The sequence below is a fragment of the Paenibacillus kribbensis genome, assembly GCF_001705305.1.
GTDB classification, from domain to species: Bacteria; Bacillota; Bacilli; order Paenibacillales; family Paenibacillaceae; genus Paenibacillus; species Paenibacillus kribbensis_B.
In genome coordinates this window covers 468,089-485,971 of sequence record NZ_MCBP01000001.1, presented here as the reverse complement: position 1 = coordinate 485,971, position 17,883 = coordinate 468,089, and the positions used below count along the sequence as shown (strand labels likewise).

Below are 17,883 nucleotides of genomic sequence, written 5' to 3'. Positions count from 1 at the left end.
CTTTTTTTGCTACTTCAACCCATAGCATGAGCTGTTCCAGACAGGATGAGCGACTCAAGACGAATGGCAAGTCACCGCCCAGAAAATGAGTGCCAAAGCGCTGACACCCGCTCCCAACAGACACACTCCATTCCATCCGGCGTAGGCGTAGACATGAGTTGAGGCGATAGCCCCGATGGCGCTGCCGATGGAATAAAATATCATATAGCTGGCGGTAAGGCGGCTGCGCGCCTCAGGACGAACGGTGAAAATCATACTCTGATTGGTGACATGTACGGCCTGGACGGCCAGATCCAGCAGGATTATGCCAAGCACCAAAGCAAACAGGGAATGCTCCGTATAGCGGATAGGCAACCAGGCCAGCAGCAGTAAAGACAGTGCAATCCCTGTTGTCCGTTGTCCCAAACCTTGATCGGCAAGACGACCTGCTCTTGCTGCTGCCAAAGCTCCAGCGACTCCGGCCAGACCAAACGCTCCGATAGCGGTATGGGAAAGAGACAAGGGCGGCGCACTGAGAGGCAGTACCAGCGAAGTCCACAATACACTGAACGCGGTGAAAATAAGCAGAGCTAATATGGCGCGGATACGCAGGATTCTTTCTTGTACATACAGCAGGATAACCGAGCGAAGCAGCTGTGAATAGGAAAGCGCCGCTCCTAGGGGTTCGTTCTTTGGCAGCACCCGGAACAATGCTGCAGTCATAACTAGCGTTAATACAGCAGAAACGAGGTAAACGGAGCGCCAGCCAGCGAGATCAGTCAACACACCAGCCACCGTTCGCGCCAATAAAATACCGATTACCACTCCGCTTGTCACCAAGCCCACGATACGTCCACGTTCGGCCGGGGCGGCCAAAGTTGAAGCGAACGCAACAAGCGTTTGGGTTACTACAGCCAGCAATCCGACTGCTGCCATGCCCATGAGCAGCAGGGTGCGGCTGGGAGCCAGACTGACCGCGATTAGTGCCAGCACAGATAGCAGCATTTGTCCTGTGATCAGTCGCCGCCGGTTCAAAAGATCACCGAGCGGGACGAGCAGCAGCAGGCCCAACGCATAGCAAATTTGCGTGACTGTAATGACCACACCTACCGATGAGGGCGCAATGCCAAATTCGTTGGCCATCGCATCCAGCAATGGCTGAGCATAATAAACGTTGGCGACAGCCAGCCCACAGGCTATGGCGAACAGGAGTGCTACTGAGCGGGACATGGAATGAACGGGAACAGCCTGCATAGGTCTGGTTTCTGACATCTTCATTTTCATACATCACGTCACTTTCTAACTTTATTACATATCGATAAGTATAATATACTGATTGGTACATAATGATTTTAGGTCAATATAACTCGTATTCCAGTGAGATGTCAAGAATCTACTAGGTACATATTTGACAGTTATTGCTGGTGATCATACAATCTTAATATACTGAACGATACGAAAGAGAAGGGATTACTTATGGTTCGACCACGGGAATTTGATGAGGAACAGGCATTGGATGCAGCGATGCAAATTTTTTGGGAAAAAGGATATGAGGCCACGTCCTTAAGCGATTTGACCTCTAAAATGGGAATTCAGCGCCCCAGCATTTACGCTGCATTTGGGGACAAAAAGCAATTATTTGAGGCTGCACTACGTAAATATACGCAATCTCACGCTGCTCGTGTGCGTGCTAAGCTGCAACGCTGTTCATCTGTCAAAGAAGCATTTCATCATTTTTTTACAGAAGTTGTGTCGGAAGAATATGAGGGTGACTCTAACCGGGGATGTTTTTGCATTAATACGATGGTGGAATTAGCCCCTCACGATGAAAAATTTGAGGTTTTGACCAGAGAGCATCAGATGTACCTATCTGCTGTCTTTCAGGAAACCATCGAACGTGGGATACAATCCGGGGAGCTGGAGGCTGCTTTGGACGCACGAGCTCTGGCCCATACGATGGTCTCTTTGTTAATCGGAATTACCGTAATGATGAAATCACGCCCAGCGCGTTCTTTTGTAGATCAGGCGGTTGCGACTGCACTTATGTTGCTGGATGGAAAATAACTTGTGAAAGAATATTAAAAAGACAATTGAATGAGAGAATGTATGAATGGAGATTAGGGGGAGAATGAATGCATGAGATGCAAAATCAGGAACATTGGCCAGTGTGGGCTACGGAGCCTGTAAAAATAGTGAATCCTGATCCTGCCTGGTCAGAGCAGGGCATAAAGATCATTCATCAGTTGCGGGAGTTATTACTGCCGTTTAAGGTGACGGAAATCGAACATATAGGAAGCACGGCAATTCCCAATCTCTCCGCTAAGCCCATCATTGACATTATGGCAAAATTAGAGTCTTGGGATCGACTGGAACAGATCGTGTCTGCTTTACAACCAGCAGGCTGGAACTATGTTCCGCCTGAACTGGACGGTCGGGAATGGAGAAGATTTTTGGTTAAAGTGGAACAGGATCAAAGAAAGGGACATCTGCATCTTATGTTGGAACATGAGGAGCATTGGGATCAGCAACTGTTGTTTCGGAACCGTCTTCGTGAACGGCCTGAGTTGGTTCAGCAATATGATGCATTAAAAAGGCAGTTGGCGATGGAAAATCAGCATGATCGTGAAGCGTACACGGAGGCCAAGACGGATTTTGTACAAAACGTTCTGGATGCCGGACCATCCTAAAGATTAGGACGGGCGAACATCCTGGGTTTTACTTTGTTACTATAGAAGGTGGAACAGCCGCAGCCCTCTGTATCGTAAAACAGCTTGATTATGATTATACATACTTAAGCCCCCGTTCAACTCAATCGAACGACTTTATTCCATGTGAGAAAAATGCCCAACAGGAGGTGTACGATGCTGGCAAAGCTGATAAATAAAATCCCAAGGGATTGGCTTGTATTCATGTATAAGCATACGCCGTTCACTCGATTGAAAAATGCATTGGTGTATCGGGCGCAACACAAGTTTCTGGTTGCTGTGTTGGGCATTTTTACGAATGATGCCGGGCAAGTGCTGCTATTAAAGCACGTATACCGGAAGCAGCCGTGGGGAATTCCCGGCGGCTGGATGGAGCTGGAGCAGCCGGAAGCCGCTCTACGGCGTGAAGTCCGTGAAGAAACCGGGCTGGATGTAGAGATCACTTCACTAGTGCGAGCCAGATTTGGCCAGACGCCGAACCGAGTGGACCTTATTTTCACGGGGCGGGTTATCCCTGGTACTTTCCGACCAAGCTCCGAAATCTCCGACATTTGTTATTGCCGTGTAGGAGAATGGCCGGAAGGTTTGCCAGCACACCAGAAAAAGCTTATTCAGGAGCTGCTGAAGTAGTTTTCATCCTGTATTCGTGTTCATGATATGAAACACATTACAGACGTTTCAAAAATACGCCGATACGCTCCAAAGCCATTTCCAGCTGTTCTCGCGACGATGCGTACGAGCAGCGGATAAAGCCCTCGCCGCCCGGTCCGAATGCGGAACCGGGTACAGTAATGACTCCTTCTTCGTCCAACAGTCGCTTGGCAAACTGCTCTGAGCTGAGTCCCGTGTGCCTAATGGAAGGGAAAGCATAGAAGGCACCGTTCGGTTCATGACAGGGCAGTCCTGTCTGGCGCAGGCTTTCAACGAACCATTTTCTGCGCAGATTGTAAGATTCCATCATGCGGTCTTTTTCCTCCAGCCCGTTGCGCAGGGATTCAATAGCGGCAATTTGCCCGATAATAGGAGCGCACATGACGGTATATTGATGAATTTTCAGCATAGCAGCAATCAGCTCTCTCGGACCGCATACATAACCGACCCTCCAGCCAGTCATTGCAAATGCTTTGGAAAAACCGCTGATGAGCAGGGTCCGTTCTTTCATTCCTGGTAGTGCAGCGAAGCTTACATGCCGCTGTTCGTAGGTTAGTTCAGCATAAATTTCGTCGGATATTACAACTAAATTATGCTCCTCAACCAGGCGGGCAATGGGGAGCCAATCCTCATAGGTCATGATCCCGCCGGTCGGGTTGTTCGGATAACAGAGAATGAGCACCTTGGAGCGTGGGCTCAGCTTGGCCTTGAGCGCCTCTGCTGTCAGCTTGAATTGCTGGTCAGCAGAGGTTTCGACCGTTACGGTATGTCCTCCCCCCAGAAACGTAATAGGCGCATACGAAATGTAGCAAGGAGCCGGAATGAGTATTTCATCGTGCTCTGTAATCAGGGCACGCAGTGCCAAATCCAGTGCTTCACTGCTGCCGATGGTGACCATGATTTCATTTGCCGGATTGTAGGATGTGTTAAAGCTGTTCTCCAGATATCCGGCAATCTCCTCACGAAGCTCGGGAAGACCGGCATTGGGTGTGTATGAGGTTCTTCCATTTTCGAGAGCTGTGATACAGGCCTTTATGACATGCTGCGGGGTCACAAAGTCAGGTTCACCGACCCCAAGCGAAACGATATCTTTTCTGCCTGTACTATATTCAAAAAACTTACGAATGCCAGAAGGCGGCATTTCCCGTACAGCTGGAGTCAAAAAATCAGATATAGATGCTACTGTCGATACGTTCGTCATGTTGATTTCCTCCTTTTTGAAAAACAAAAAAACCCGCCCCTGTAAAAGGGACGAGTTAATACCCGTGTTACCACCCTAGTTTCATTCCATACGAAATGACACTCTGTTCACGTATCCATCAATACGTGTTCCGGTTAACGCTGGAAAGGCGGCAGAGCTTACTTCAGGTTCAGCCCGCTTCTCGGAGATGGCGTTCGGCTACCCTCGGAATGTTGGCTTTCACCTGCCCCAACTCTCTGCAAATCCGCTGTATAGCTTACTCGTTCTCGTCATTGAAATTTGTTGCCGTATCAAGTTAGGTGTAATTATAAGCACAACATTTCAGGATGGCAAGTCTTTTTTTAAGATTATAGAATTTATAAATTTTCAGCGGAGCTGAACAATTCTATAATCGCAAGAAAAACTTCCGCTAGGCGCGGTCTGGCTTCCGTGAAAGTACGTCGATAGACGTTTTTCTTATAAAATGCAGCGACAGCAGGATTATCATTGACGATTGGAAGATTACGTATATAGTGATATGAGAGGGCTTAGCTCTCAGATTTTGGCGTGATATCAGACCCTATTGCCTTGAGAGGAAGGTAGCTATATGAACGTATTTGAACGTTTTAGCGGTAAAGCTTTGCCTGCGGAATGGAGCTGGATTAATGAGCCAGCTGTATGGAAGATCGATGATTCCAAGTCTTTACAGGTGTCTGCACCATCACAGGCTGATTTTTTCAGAGATCCGTCCGGCGCAACCATCAAATCATCTGCTCCTTTTTTGCATACAACCCTTCAGGGAGATTTTACAATATGGACAAGGGTTCGTGTCGATATGAAGCAGCCTTATGATTCAGGATGCTTGATGATCATGGCAGATGATCTCCATTGGGCTAAGCTGTGCTTTGAATTTTTTGACCAGACTCCATCCATTCTTAGTGTGGTCACAAGGGATACGTCCGATGATTGTATTTCTGGAGCTATTGACGTTGCTAACCCGTATTTGCGAGTGGCGCGTGCTGGAAATTGCTTTGCATTTCATTATTCAGCAGACGGACAGCATTGGAAGCTGGCGCGATATTTTGGTATGAAGGCCCCTAACCAGCTAAAAGTCGGGGTTGTCGCACAGTCTCCGGTGGGAGAGGGCTGTGATGTTAGATTTGATACCCTGACGATCACAAGCCATGTGTCAGAGGACATACGCAACGTGGAATAAGGTGTATGGCTGTAAAATATTGCGAGCTGATTTTTTAACACTTGATGTGAATTTGAAAAGACGTATATACGTATACAGGGACAGGGGAGACAAAAGCTTGTTGTTTACAGGAAAGGGTTATAAGCTGCCCGCTTTGTTAGGGGTGCTGCTTGTAGCTACGTCGGGCTGCTTTGGGCTCATTATGTATTTGCAGTCTGCAAGTGGGACGAAGATGTTTCAATTTTTGTACTGGGATATATTCCTGGCCTGGGTTCCGGTCTTTATTACTCTAATAATGATGGCATTATCCAGAATGGGAAATGTGACAGCCAGACGGGTTCTTATGTTGCTTAGTGGGGGAATATGGTTGCTTTTTCTGCCGAATGCTCTATATTTACTGACTGAGTTATTGCATGCGTTTCGTATTTACAAGGTGAATCCAGACTCGCGTTTTTGGTTGGACACCACATTTTGGTTGATCTTATTTACGTCTTTTTCGGCAGCAGGGCTTGGTCTTTTTCTTACATCTCTCTGTGCATGGATCATCCACCGAATGCTGCAAAAGGCTTGCAATGGCTGGCTTGCGTGGGCCATCGTTTTTGTTTTGCTGTGGTTGGCCAGCGTGGGCGTATATATCGGCAGATTTGCTCGCTGGAATAGCTGGGATGTGGTGTTAAAGCCCTGGGTCATCCTTACAGATGTTTGGAAATGGATGAGCCTGGCAGGGGAAAGACAGCATTTGCTGGCCTTTAGCTGGCTGGTGTTTGGGATTACGGTCATTTTTTATCTAATGATGTATATCTCTTTAAGCGAGGAGAAGGATCTATAGGCCGAAGACACGTATGTAATGCATACGGTCTTCGGTCTTATTACATGTGGCGAGCTAGTCGACGGAGTTCGCTTCTCCGTGTGCATTATAAAGCACACGCACAAGCAGGTCCTGACTAAAGTTGCCGAATCTTTTACCGAAAATGGTGAGCCCTCCTTTGTTTTCCGATTGATCGGATACGGATAAACGGAGTGTAATATCGCTTTTATAGTTAAGGCCAATATCGTCTATTGTGACTTCTGATATACGGCACCCGTCAATGAAGCTGCCATGCTGATTGATGCGAATTAATTTGAGCATGCCATATTGATTCAAATGCGGTGGCCACCAATCGGGATTCAGGACCCCCGGTACTTCTCCAAAATCTCCGGGGCTGGTCCAGTGCCCAATAGGGATACCATTGATGTGAAACCAAATATCGGAAGGATATTCCTCACAATAGCACGGTGCTTCTGAGCCCAGTTCTGCGGAGAATTGAATTTCCTTAAAGGAATGATTCGCTTTCAGATAGTTGGGGATACGGTATTCCAAAAAGCCTTCGGCCATCCAGATCATTTCCGACTCCAGCCGCCCGGGATCTGCGAAATAGCGTGGGTCATCAAAATCGCCGATAATGCTGTCTCGGGTCACCAATCCGCAAGTGGGGAACGCTTGGTAGTTACTATAATGACCGATACGAATCTCCACCTCATACACATTTTTTTGCTCTCTGCTCCGCAAATCTACCATTAGCTTTTCCTTATTCAAATAGCACATTTTTCGTGTACCGTGTTTACCGCTCACTGTATTAATTTCCACAAGGCCGCATTCTTCCAGTTTGCGAATATGCATCGTAATGGTGCCGTTGCTCAAATGCAACTTGTTAGCGATATCGTTCATACTTTGTCCTTGATAGGCAAGTAACTCGAGTATTTGAATGCGAATTTCCGAGCCTAGAGCTTTGAAAATATCTAACCCAGACATTAAGTCCTTAATATAAATCATATCTATAGACCTTCCTTACCTATAAAATATACAATGTAAGCGTTTATATTTTTACTTTGATTTATGTTAAAATAAAATCAGAAAGAAGTAAACTGCTTTTCCGTAAATAATTTTTACTAAAAAAGAGGGGAGCGAAACAGGCTCAAAAAACAAACTCATTTCCGAAAATGAATCGTATTGAAGTTATTTTACTGATTTTTGTAACTATAATAAACTTAAATACGTTTTAATTATGCTATTTGTGCGGTTCTTGTTAATGTTTTATATTTATTTAAAAAGATTTGTAAATGCATTGACGAACTGTAGAAGGGCGTGCTATATTTTGTTTGTAAACGAATTCATTATTGATAAATTAAAATGTTAATCATGTGGTGCATGAGAGGGATGATAATCACAGCGGCAATGAACAACGGTTTATGTACCGCACAAGTAAGGATAAAGCTGAGTCGTTGTAAGATTATTTTAACACCAAATGTATGCGTTTCCATTTAATTTTAGGAGGGGTCGCGTTGAGAAAGAAAAAAGGTTTTGCGATAACAATGGTTGTTCTGTTGTTGATGGTTGCTGCATTGGCTGGCTGCGGAGGCGGAAGCTCCAGTAGCGATGGAACCAAGGAATTGACGTTCATGTTCCGTGGAGGTACGGATGAGCAGAAGGCTTATAAGGATGTTATCAAGAAATTTGAGGAGGAGCATCCTGGCGTGAAGGTTAAAATGGTCGTGACGGCAGCAGATCAATATGCTACAAAGCTTAGAGCCGCGATTACAGGAAACAATCTTCCAGATATCTTTTATTTTGCCCCTGGAGACTTGAAAGCTTATGTAAACAGCGGGGTGCTAAAGGATCTTACACCTTACATTGAAAAGAGCAAGGATATAAATCTGGATAACATTTGGAAATACGGTGTGGATTTGTATCGATATGACGGTAAAATGGCTGGTCAAGGTAATATTTACGGTATGCCGAAGGACGTGGGTCCATTCGCACTTGGCTATAACAAAACCATGTTTGAAAAAGCAGGCATTCCTGTACCTGACAAAGATAAACCGTATACCTGGGATGAGTTCATCAAGGTCAGCCAGCAGCTGACAAAAGATACGAACGGTGATGGCAAACCGGATCAGTATGGTACAGGCTTTAACGTTCAGTGGGCATTGCAAGCCTTTGTATGGAGCAATGGTGCGGATTGGCTAGACGCGAGCAAAACAAAAGTAGCGATTGATGATCCGAAATTTGCGGAAGCGCTTCAGTTCTTTGCTGATATGCAAAACAAATATAAAATTACGCCTGGTATCGAACAATCACAAACGCTGGACACGTATCAACGCTGGATGAAGGGTGAAATGGCATTTTTCCCTGTAGGTCCTTGGGATATGAGTACGTTTGAAAAGCTGTCTTTTGAATATGATTTAATGCCATACCCAGTTGGATCGACTGGCAAACCGGCAACATGGATTGGCTCTTTGGGTATCGGTGTTTCTTCTAAAACAAAATACCCGGATGAAGCGGTAGAACTGGTTAACTATTTGACCACTTCCAAAGAAGGTATGAAGCAACTCGTTGACGCGAAGGTACAAATTCCGAATCTGCTGGATATGGCGGATGAGTGGGTGAAGGATTCAAAAACCAAGCCTAGCAATAAACAGGAATTTGTTGATATCGTAAATGACTATGGCCGCGCATTGCCTGGCAACTATACGTATAACGCGGAATGGTATGATATTTTCTTCACGGATATTCAACCAGTGCTGGACGGTAAAGTTACAGCAGCCGATTATGTGAAGCAGGAACAGCCTAAGATGCAGAAACTGCTGGATAAAGCGGTGGAGCAAGAGAAAAAATCACAGAAATAATACGTAAATAAACGGATAGAGGATGATGTTAGCGGCTGATATCATGCTGCTGGCATCATCCTCTATCCAAATTAGAAACAGAGGTGAGTCCTGTGATAACCAAATCTAATCTCTATCGCAAAGAGAAGATATACGGATATTTATTTATCCTTCCTCCTATTCTCGGTTTGCTAATCTTTACGTTGTTTCCGTTTGTCTATTCGTTATACGGCTCTTTTACAGACTGGGACGGATTAGGACAAATGAACTTTATCGGTCTCGACAATTTTAGAGATTTATTTACGGATGAGCTTTTTTACAAATCGATGTACAATACTCTTTTCTTAATGCTGGGTATTCCAATTGGCCTTGTACTGGCTTTACTGCTGGCACTGGGATTGAATCGCAAAATTCCAGGCACGACGACATTTCGTGTGATCTACTATATTCCGGTTATATCTTCGCTGGCTGCTGTTTCCATCATGTGGAACTGGGCATACAACGGAGACTACGGTCTGGTGAACCAATTCCTGGAATTGTTCGGCATTAAAGGTCCCAACTGGCTGATGGATAAGGATACGGTTAAGCCGGCCTTGATCCTGATGACAGTCTGGAAGGGGCTTGGCTACACGATGCTACTGTATTTGGCCGCTCTGCAAAGTGTATCTCGTTCTTATTATGAAGCAGCAGAACTGGATGGAGCCAGCGGTTTCCAAATGTTCCGCAACATCACATGGCCAATGGTAAAACCGGTAACCTTTTTCCTGGTCGTAACCAATATCATTGGTGGTTCGCAAATCTTTACTGAAATGAACATTATGACACCTACAGGTGGTCCGGAATATTCATCCGCCTCAATCGTCTTCTATATCTGGGATAAGGCATTTAAAAACCTGCAAATGGGATATGCCTCCGCGATGGCTATGATTCTTGGCATCTTCATTTTTATCGTAACTTTGATTCAATTCAAAATGAATGAAAAATCGTCCTTTGATGGGGATTGATTTTCGCGGAAAGGAGTGAGTCTGATTATGTCCCATAGTCAAAGAACAAAAGTGACCAATACCATTATCTTTATTGTACTGGCAATTGGAGCGATTGCGATGATCGCACCGCTGCTGTGGATGCTGTCCACTTCGGTGAAGGAAAAGCAGGATGTCTTTGCTCTTCCGCCGGTATGGATACCAGAGGTGCTCCAGTTTGGCAAGTACAAGGAAATTTGGGAAGCAGGACCTTTGCTAAGCGGGATCAAGAACAGCGTGATTGTGGCCGTAAGTGTTACCGTTGTAGGTACCTTTACATCCAGTGTGGCTGCCTTTGCCTTTGCAAAGCTGAGATTTCCTCATAAAAATAAACTGTTTCTTGCACTTATCGCATCTATGATGATTCCATATCCAACGGTTATGATCCCACAGTTTATGATGTTTTCCAAGCTAGGTTGGGTAGATACGCTGTTGCCTCTGATTGTTCCCGGTTTGTTCGGGAATGTGGTTATGATCTTTTTCCTGCGGCAGTATTTGCTCAGTGTGCCGGATGCCATTATCGAAGCAGCTAAAATTGATGGCAGCTCTTATTTCCGACTGTATTCGTCCATTACGTTCCCGCTCATTAAGCCGGCAGTTGCGGCCCAGCTTATTTTATGGTTCATGGGGATTTGGAACGATTATTTGGCGCCGATTATCTACTTGAACTCACCAGAAAAGCAGACATTGCAGCTGGTTATCGCGAATTTTAATGCGACTTATGCCATTCAGACGGACTATCCGCTTATTATGGCAGCTTCCATTATAGCGTTGTTGCCTGTATTGATTATATTCCTGATCTTCCAAAAACAAATTATTGAGTCGGTTGCCATTTCCGGTGTCAAAGGATAAGTGGATACATGGAAAGTGGGTACATGGAAAGCACCGAGGGTCGATGGAAGATGGTCACAATATGTAATGAATAAAGGAAGGAGGAGAAGAACGGTTATGGTTATGCTGCTTATGCTGGGCCTATCCGGCTGTGGGGATAACACCCCGGACCCTGTGTATCCGCAAGCTCCGCCTCCTGATCACTTGTATGATCAAAGCACGATAAACGATGAACACCGCTGGACCATTAACAATGCACATGACCCGGCGATTATCAAAACAGATCAAGGTTATTATGTTTACTCGACGGATGTAAAGACAGGTGGAGAACTGAGACCGGGTGTTATGGTGCGCAAATCGACCGACCTGATTCACTGGAACTGGGTTCAGTATGCGTTGCCCGGCATACCCAAGGAAGCGGGGGCATGGTCATCCGCAATGAATCTGTGGGCGCCGGATGTCATCAAGATGGGGGATACCTATCGGATGTATTACTCCGCCTCCACCTTTGGCAGTAGGCGATCAGCCATCGGGTTGCAGACATCCAAATCCCCGGAAGGCCCTTGGAAGGACGAGGGACTGGTCGTTAAAACGGATGAGCATGACAAATTGAACGCGATTGATGCTAATCCGGTGCTGGATGCAGAGGGGAATCCATGGATGGTGTACGGTTCTTTTTTTGGCGGTATTTATATTACGCGGCTTGATCCCCAAACAGGGAAGTTCAGAGAATCCGGTTATGGGAAAAATATCGCTGCCAGAGACCGGGCAACCGAGGACGGTGCTGTGGAAGGGCCTTACATTGTGTACAATTCAACCTTCCGTAAATATTACTTGTTCGTCTCGTATGATTCTTTGTTTGAGGACTATAATGTGCGCGTTGCCCGCTCGGATTCGATCACAGGGCCTTACGTGGATATAAACGGACATGATATGGCAGACACCAGTTATTTGCCTCAATACGAGATTGGCAATAAGGTACTGGGCGGTTATCGATTCAGCGAAGGAGAAGGCTGGGTTGCGCCAGGTCATAATTCCGTGCTGAAGGACGGAGAGGATTATTATATGGTTCATCATGCGCGGGGAGAAACGGACAAGAGTTGGCCGTACCTGCATGTACGCAAAATATTGTGGACGGCTGATGGCTGGCCTGTCGTATCACCGGAACGGTATGCAGGCGAGAAGGAACAGGATATACCTCTAAGATTATTATCCGGCAGTTGGGAACGCATCGTAATGAAGCAGGAAGTCGATGGTCAGGTGGAAGCTGAACCGCTTCGTCTGGAAGACGGAGGACGGGCAACCAGCGGAACTCTTGAAGGCCAGTGGACCTTTGACGGCAAGCGTACTTTAACAATGGATTGGAGCGATACATCTGAAGGAACCCGGGAGCAACTGTTATTGCTTCCTTCATGGGATTGGGAGCTGGGTCGTCATACTCTCGTTTTTACAGGCATGAACAATAAGGGAATTTCCATTTGGGGTAAGCGTATCAGCAATTAAAGTTTACACATAGAGGAGAGAAAAACCATGAATCAACCTGTATCTTTTATTAATCCGGTCATTGAGCAACGGGCAGACCCTTGGATTTACAAGCATAGTGATGGATACTATTATTTTACCGGCTCTGTACCGGAGTATGACCGCATTGAGGTGCGGCGGTCCCGGACCATTCAAGGTTTGAATACGGCAGAGCCTGTCGCAGTGTGGCACAAATATGAAACAGGTCCATTAAGCGCGAACATTTGGGCACCGGAAATTCATTTTATTCATGACAAATGGTACATTTATTTTGCAGCAGCTCGTACAACAGAAACGAAGGAAGGCCTGTTCGACCACCGGATGTTTGTGCTGGAAAATGATTCTGCCAACCCGCTGGAAGGAGAGTGGGTGGAGAAGGGACAGGTCAAAACCCGATGGGAATCCTTCGCTCTTGATGCAACAACCTTCCAGCATAATGGAGTTCTGTATTATGTGTGGGCTCAGAAGGACCCGGACATTGTCGGTAATTCCAATCTGTACATCTCTGAAATGAGTAATCCGTGGACGCTGCGCGGTGAGCAAGTGATGGTCTCTACCCCTGAATATGATTGGGAGGTCATCGGTTTTAAGGTGAATGAGGGAGCGGCGGTTCTGAAACGGAACGGAAGGATCTTCATCAGTTATTCAGCCAGCGCGACCGACCACAATTATTGCATGGGTCTGCTGACGGCAGATGAGAATGCGGATTTGCTCGATCCGCAATCGTGGGCGAAGTCTCCTGTACCGGTATTCTGCACGAATGAGGAAACAGGTCAATTCGGTCCAGGTCACAACAGCTTTACAGTGGCACCTGACGGTAGCGATGTTATCGTATATCACGCCCGCAATTACAAGGAAATTACAGGTGACCCGCTGTATGATCCCAATCGTCATACACGCGTACAGCCGTTGAACTGGAATGAAGATGGAACGCCTGATTTTGGTATTCCAGTACCAGACGGAGTTCCCGTGAATAAATAAGAAGTATAATTTTGCTGCGTATAACAAGGTGAATAAGGTATCTTCTAAGCCAAAGGCTAGAGGGTATCTTTTTTCATTTGTGAAAGCAAGGGGACTTCTTTTTACATGATCAAAATGTTTAATATTTTCCACGGGATGGAAGCTGCAAATGTATGGTAAAGTGTAGTTTATAAAAGAGTGTATCCAGAAGTTTTTTTCCAAAGTCTCATGTGCATACCGAATCCGAATCACACGAGGTGAGAAAAATGCTGCAATCATTAAAAGCCATTGCTAACTACCGGAAAGAAAATGATCTGGCCTGGGATATGCCGACTTGGCTGAAGCTGCTCGTTTCGGCTGAGGAGCGTATTGTCAATCTGGAACGCATCCGCTCCATAGGAGAACTAAAGGATTCCAATCCTGTCCTGGATTATGTGGAGCGTACGTTGCTCATTTTGGACGGTCTTCCATTGTCTTTCTGGATTAAAGAGCTGCTGGAGGATGTGCTGGTATGGTCTGAGGCGGCTAAAGGGGGGACAGGGCGTGAACGTCTGCGCTGGCAGCAGGAGGGCATTAATTTATTTGTGCATAATATTGGCTCTTCCCAGCTATATGTCAGACAGGCCCAAGCGGAATCCCCTGCGTACCCGCGCAACAGCATGACCCGGATTTTGATTGAGACGCATGGACTAATCGGACAGTATATACGGGGCGAAATTCCTTTTTCAGAAAATCGGCCGTTGCTGGAAATTACTCGCAAGGGCTGGCTAAGCGCTGAGGAGTTGGAGCTTGTTTTACGCGCTCTGAACGAATGTATTATCGCTGGGGTAGATCCTGCTCTATGGGAGCAGGTACGCAGTGAAGTGGAGCAGTTGATCGGCTGGATCGCATGGGATAACGCACCTGTGGTTTGGGGTGTAAAAGAACGGCTAGAGAGATTGCGGTCCGTTTCTATTCATGAAGGCGAGCCGTTTGAACAGGCTTACGCGGAGTTGGAGCGTGAGTTGAATGTAGAAAAGGCGCTTGCTCCGCTGGAAAATCGTACGCTTTGGTATGTAGAGTCCGCTTTACAGGATTTTTCGCTCGAAGAACTGGTGAAGGTATTTTTACTTACATTGAGAGAGAGTACCGGGAGAGAGGGTACAGGGCAGGAGCAGCCTGCTACGGTACGTCATATCAGCTTTGAATCTCTCATGAACACGATGTATTATGATTATCGTGGTGTCAAGAAAATTAACGTATACAAAAAACGAATGATTGAGAAATATTTAAGTGCGCTGTCCTGGCAAGATCTTTCAAAAGGAAAGCGGAAACATAACCCTCATTTGAGTGTGATCGTGGAGCATAAGGAGGAGCTGCCAAGCACCGTATTTTTTAATTTTGCATTTTCATCTGCGGCAGAGAAGCTGATTGACTTTTGTATTGAGGCAGAAAAAACGCCGCTGTATGACAAAGCAGTATTACTGCTGTTTGATCTGTTCGGATTACGGCGTGATGCATATGATCGTTTTCACAATGAGGAGACGTATCTTGCGGATATGAACCAGACCGTAGATTACAAAAGGGTCATTCTGGATTACGTGACTGGAACCCGCATTCTGGATATAGGGCCTGGCGGGGGCGTGCTGCTGGATCTGATTGAGCAGGAAAGACCGGATGCAAAGCCGCTGGGGCTTGATATCTCAGTGAATGTGATTGAAGCATTAAAACGGAAAAAACAATCGGAGGGTCACCGTTGGGATGTTATCAAAGGGGATGCGCTCCAATTGGAGGAATTTGTGGAAACGGGGAGTATGGACACGGTCATTTTTTCTTCCATTCTCCATGAGCTGTATTCTTACATCGAGCGAGATGGGACCCGGTTCAATCGGCAAACGGTGGAGGCGGCTTTGCAGAGCGCCTATCGTGTGCTGGCACCCGGCGGGCGCATCATTATTCGTGACGGTATTATGACCGAACCGACAGAACAGCGCAGACGTATCCGGTTTCTGAAGCCAGACGGGATGGAATGGCTGCTGCGGTTTGCCGAAGATTTTGCAGGTCGCCATATTGAAATGGAGCGTGTGAGTGAGACTGAGGCAGTTATGCCCGTCAACGATGCGATGGAATTTCTGTACACCTATACCTGGGGGCCGGAAGCCTATGTGCATGAAGTGCAGGAGCAGTTTGGTTATTTTACCCCTTCACAGTACGAGGAGTGTATCCGTAACACACTTGGATCACAGGCGATTATTCGGGTGAACCGCCACTATTTGCAGGAGGGGTATACCAAGGCGTTGTCCGGGCGTATTGAGCTAAAGGATGAACAGGGACAGCCGGTTCCTTTACCAGACAGTACCTGTCTGATCGTGATTGAGAAGCCGCACTAGGGCTGGAATACTGGATGGAAGGAAGGCAAAAAAACAAATCTGTTTTTCTTAACAAGTTTTGCATATAATACAGGTGAAGTGCCTGGTAAAATTACAATAAAGGAGCTGTGTTGAAGATGTCAAAACGTTTGATTCCCTACATCACCATGGATGGAAATGCAAAAGAAGCGATCGAATTTTATGAAAAGGCATTGGATGCGCAACAGCTTTTTGTTCAAACCTTTGGTGAGATGCCGGAAAACCCGGATTTTCCGATTCCCGCAGAGGTCAAAGGTCGTATTGGACATGCTACCCTTAAAGTTGGAGAGACAGAGCTTATGTTTTCCGATACCTTTCCCGGATCGCCGTTTAGTAGCGGGAACCAGGTGAGTATCTGTATTACAACCGACAGTGTGGAGCAAGCCGGAAAAATGTTTGATGCCCTACAGCAAGGAGGACAGGTGGGCATGCCCTTGCAAGAAACCCACTTCAGTCCGGCCTATGGGAATGTAACGGACAAGTTTGGGGTTACATTTCAAATTTTTACAGAGGCTCGATCATAAAAAATGGAAAACGGTCAGATTTCGCTACCTTGGCGGTCTGGCCGTTTTTTGCGTGTATGCCATCGTTCAACGAAAAAAAGCCCTCCGACAAGCGGAATGGGCTTTTTGAATCTATTGATTAACATACGGATATCTTATACACCAAAATTAAAATCATCATCGGTCAGCGGCTCTACATTCATGGCACGCACATACCCGTTTCCTTTTTTGGAAAAGAAGTCATGCTGCTTGGTGTGGGTGCTGATGCCATTGAATACGATTGGATTAACCTCTTCGTCTTCAAATAGCGGATCAAAGCCGAGGTTCATCATGGCCTTGTTGGCGTTGTAGCGTAAAAAGACTTTAACGTCATCAACTAGCCCGATCGGGGCGTAAATTTGCTCCGTGTATTGCTCCTCATTATTGTGCAGATAGCGCAGCAATCCGACCAGCGTCTGGTAAAGATCGCGTTGCTCTTCCTCGTCCAGCTCTGCATAAATCTCCTGTGCCAGCACACCTACGTATACACCGTGAATACTTTCGTCTCGCAAGATCAGGTCGATAATTTCTCCGCTGCATGTCAGCTTGCCCTGGCCTGCCAGATAGAGAGGGTAGAAGAAGCCGCTGTAAAATAAATAGCTTTCCAACAGCACCGAAGCGGCCATCGCGAGATACAGGTCTTTCGGTGTGTGGATGTTCATATAATATTGCCGAATGGTTTCCGCTTTGGTCTGGAGATACGGATTTTCTTCTACCCAGCGAAACACACCGTCAATTTCTTCTGTGGAAGCCAGTGTCGTAAAAATGCTGCTGTACGACTTGGCATGAATTTGCTCCATCATCGCCATAAAGCTTAGTACAGCTTTACGCTGCAATCCGTCCACATGCTCCATAATTTGCGGCATACCCACGCCGCCTTGAATGGTATCCAGCAGTGTCAAGCCGCCCAGCACCTTCATGTAGGCTTCTTTTTCGATATCACTGAGGGTCACCCAGGTCATCTTATCGTCAGACAGCGGAATTTCATCATCCGTCCAAAATTGCATAATGTTCTGATTCCAGAACATGAGTGTAAAATCATCGTCCGAGCGATTCCAGTTTACAGCCTGTATACCTGTCATTGTTTAGCATTCTCCCTTCAGCTTGCGAGATTCCCCATAATTACAATGAAATGATGCAGGCGAATCATCGTATGCTTGACATACGGAAGCTGCATCCGCAAGGCCGTGATCTGACCAAACCTGCACTGGCCTGGACGTCACGCTGGATACAGCTTCTAATGAAAAGCATTTTTATATCATCAA

16 protein-coding genes and 1 other annotated feature are annotated in these 17,883 nt (G+C 46.3%); of the genes, 12 read left to right on the top strand and 4 right to left on the bottom strand.

From position 1 onward, the window contains the following. Positions 1-54: 54 nt before the first annotated feature. Positions 55-1,263: an MFS transporter gene (locus tag BAZ21_RS02175; RefSeq protein WP_141694932.1), complete on the bottom strand. Its 1,209-nt coding sequence runs from the start codon at positions 1,261-1,263 to the stop codon at positions 55-57. A gap of 192 nt (positions 1,264-1,455) precedes the next feature. On the opposite strand from BAZ21_RS02175, the gene BAZ21_RS02170 reads away from it, so the two are divergent. From BAZ21_RS02170 to BAZ21_RS02160, 3 genes are all read left to right on the top strand, one after another. Next, a complete protein-coding gene (locus tag BAZ21_RS02170) occupies positions 1,456-2,043 on the top strand; it encodes a TetR/AcrR family transcriptional regulator (RefSeq protein WP_068496632.1) in 588 nt (195 codons plus the stop codon). A gap of 68 nt (positions 2,044-2,111) precedes the next feature. Then, the gene (locus BAZ21_RS02165) at positions 2,112-2,666 is read left to right on the top strand and encodes a GrpB family protein (protein ID WP_068496631.1); all 555 of its coding nucleotides are present in this window, start codon (positions 2,112-2,114) and stop codon (positions 2,664-2,666) included. 174 nt (positions 2,667-2,840) lie between these two features. Beyond that, positions 2,841-3,314, top strand: a complete 474-nt coding sequence (locus BAZ21_RS02160; RefSeq protein WP_068496629.1) for an NUDIX hydrolase — start codon at positions 2,841-2,843, stop codon at positions 3,312-3,314. A 37-nt stretch (positions 3,315-3,351) separates the two neighbouring features. Here BAZ21_RS02160 and BAZ21_RS02155 read toward each other — a convergent pair whose 3' ends face one another. Beyond that, positions 3,352-4,536: an aminotransferase class I/II-fold pyridoxal phosphate-dependent enzyme gene (locus BAZ21_RS02155; protein WP_068496626.1), complete on the bottom strand. Its 1,185-nt coding sequence runs from the start codon at positions 4,534-4,536 to the stop codon at positions 3,352-3,354. A gap of 43 nt (positions 4,537-4,579) precedes the next feature. After that, positions 4,580-4,818 (bottom strand) — a binding site (T-box leader). Positions 4,819-5,122: 304 nt separating this feature from the next. Between BAZ21_RS02155 and BAZ21_RS02150 the strand changes: the two genes are divergently transcribed. Further along, a complete protein-coding gene (locus BAZ21_RS02150) occupies positions 5,123-5,731 on the top strand; it encodes a DUF1349 domain-containing protein (RefSeq protein ID WP_068496624.1) in 609 nt (202 codons plus the stop codon). Between the two features lie 97 nt (positions 5,732-5,828). After that, entirely contained in the window at positions 5,829-6,539 is a 711-nt protein-coding gene (locus BAZ21_RS02145; RefSeq protein WP_068496622.1) for a DUF1361 domain-containing protein, read from the top strand. Positions 6,540-6,593: 54 nt separating this feature from the next. Here the strand turns inward: BAZ21_RS02145 and BAZ21_RS02140 are convergent, their stop codons facing one another. Beyond that, the gene (locus BAZ21_RS02140) at positions 6,594-7,523 is read right to left on the bottom strand and encodes an ArsR/SmtB family transcription factor (protein WP_068496620.1); all 930 of its coding nucleotides are present in this window, start codon (positions 7,521-7,523) and stop codon (positions 6,594-6,596) included. A 509-nt stretch (positions 7,524-8,032) separates the two neighbouring features. On the opposite strand from BAZ21_RS02140, the gene BAZ21_RS02135 reads away from it, so the two are divergent. The 7 genes from BAZ21_RS02135 to BAZ21_RS02105 all read left to right on the top strand — a co-directional run bounded on the left by BAZ21_RS02135 (position 8,033) and on the right by BAZ21_RS02105 (position 16,600). Next, positions 8,033-9,376 carry an ABC transporter substrate-binding protein gene (locus BAZ21_RS02135; RefSeq protein WP_068496618.1) on the top strand — a complete coding sequence of 448 codons (1,344 nt, stop codon included), beginning with the start codon at positions 8,033-8,035 and terminating at the stop codon, positions 9,374-9,376. Positions 9,377-9,468: 92 nt separating this feature from the next. Further along, the gene (locus BAZ21_RS02130) at positions 9,469-10,359 is read left to right on the top strand and encodes a carbohydrate ABC transporter permease (RefSeq protein WP_068496616.1); all 891 of its coding nucleotides are present in this window, start codon (positions 9,469-9,471) and stop codon (positions 10,357-10,359) included. A gap of 27 nt (positions 10,360-10,386) precedes the next feature. Further along, on the top strand, positions 10,387-11,229 hold the full coding sequence (locus BAZ21_RS02125; protein ID WP_068496615.1) for a carbohydrate ABC transporter permease: 843 nt from the start codon (positions 10,387-10,389) through the stop codon (positions 11,227-11,229). A 96-nt stretch (positions 11,230-11,325) separates the two neighbouring features. After that, on the top strand, positions 11,326-12,711 hold the full coding sequence (locus BAZ21_RS02120; RefSeq protein WP_068496613.1) for an arabinan endo-1,5-alpha-L-arabinosidase: 1,386 nt from the start codon (positions 11,326-11,328) through the stop codon (positions 12,709-12,711). Between the two features lie 27 nt (positions 12,712-12,738). Then, entirely contained in the window at positions 12,739-13,710 is a 972-nt protein-coding gene (locus tag BAZ21_RS02115; protein WP_068496610.1) for a glycoside hydrolase family 43 protein, read from the top strand. Positions 13,711-13,955: 245 nt separating this feature from the next. Then, positions 13,956-16,058 carry a class I SAM-dependent methyltransferase gene (locus tag BAZ21_RS02110; RefSeq protein ID WP_068496608.1) on the top strand — a complete coding sequence of 701 codons (2,103 nt, stop codon included), beginning with the start codon at positions 13,956-13,958 and terminating at the stop codon, positions 16,056-16,058. 116 nt (positions 16,059-16,174) lie between these two features. Then, positions 16,175-16,600 carry a VOC family protein gene (locus BAZ21_RS02105; protein WP_068496606.1) on the top strand — a complete coding sequence of 142 codons (426 nt, stop codon included), beginning with the start codon at positions 16,175-16,177 and terminating at the stop codon, positions 16,598-16,600. A gap of 134 nt (positions 16,601-16,734) precedes the next feature. Here BAZ21_RS02105 and nrdF read toward each other — a convergent pair whose 3' ends face one another. Continuing rightward, positions 16,735-17,700, bottom strand: coding sequence for a class 1b ribonucleoside-diphosphate reductase subunit beta (gene nrdF, locus BAZ21_RS02100; protein ID WP_068496605.1), 966 nt, complete (start codon positions 17,698-17,700; stop codon positions 16,735-16,737). Positions 17,701-17,883: the final 183 nt, after the last annotated feature.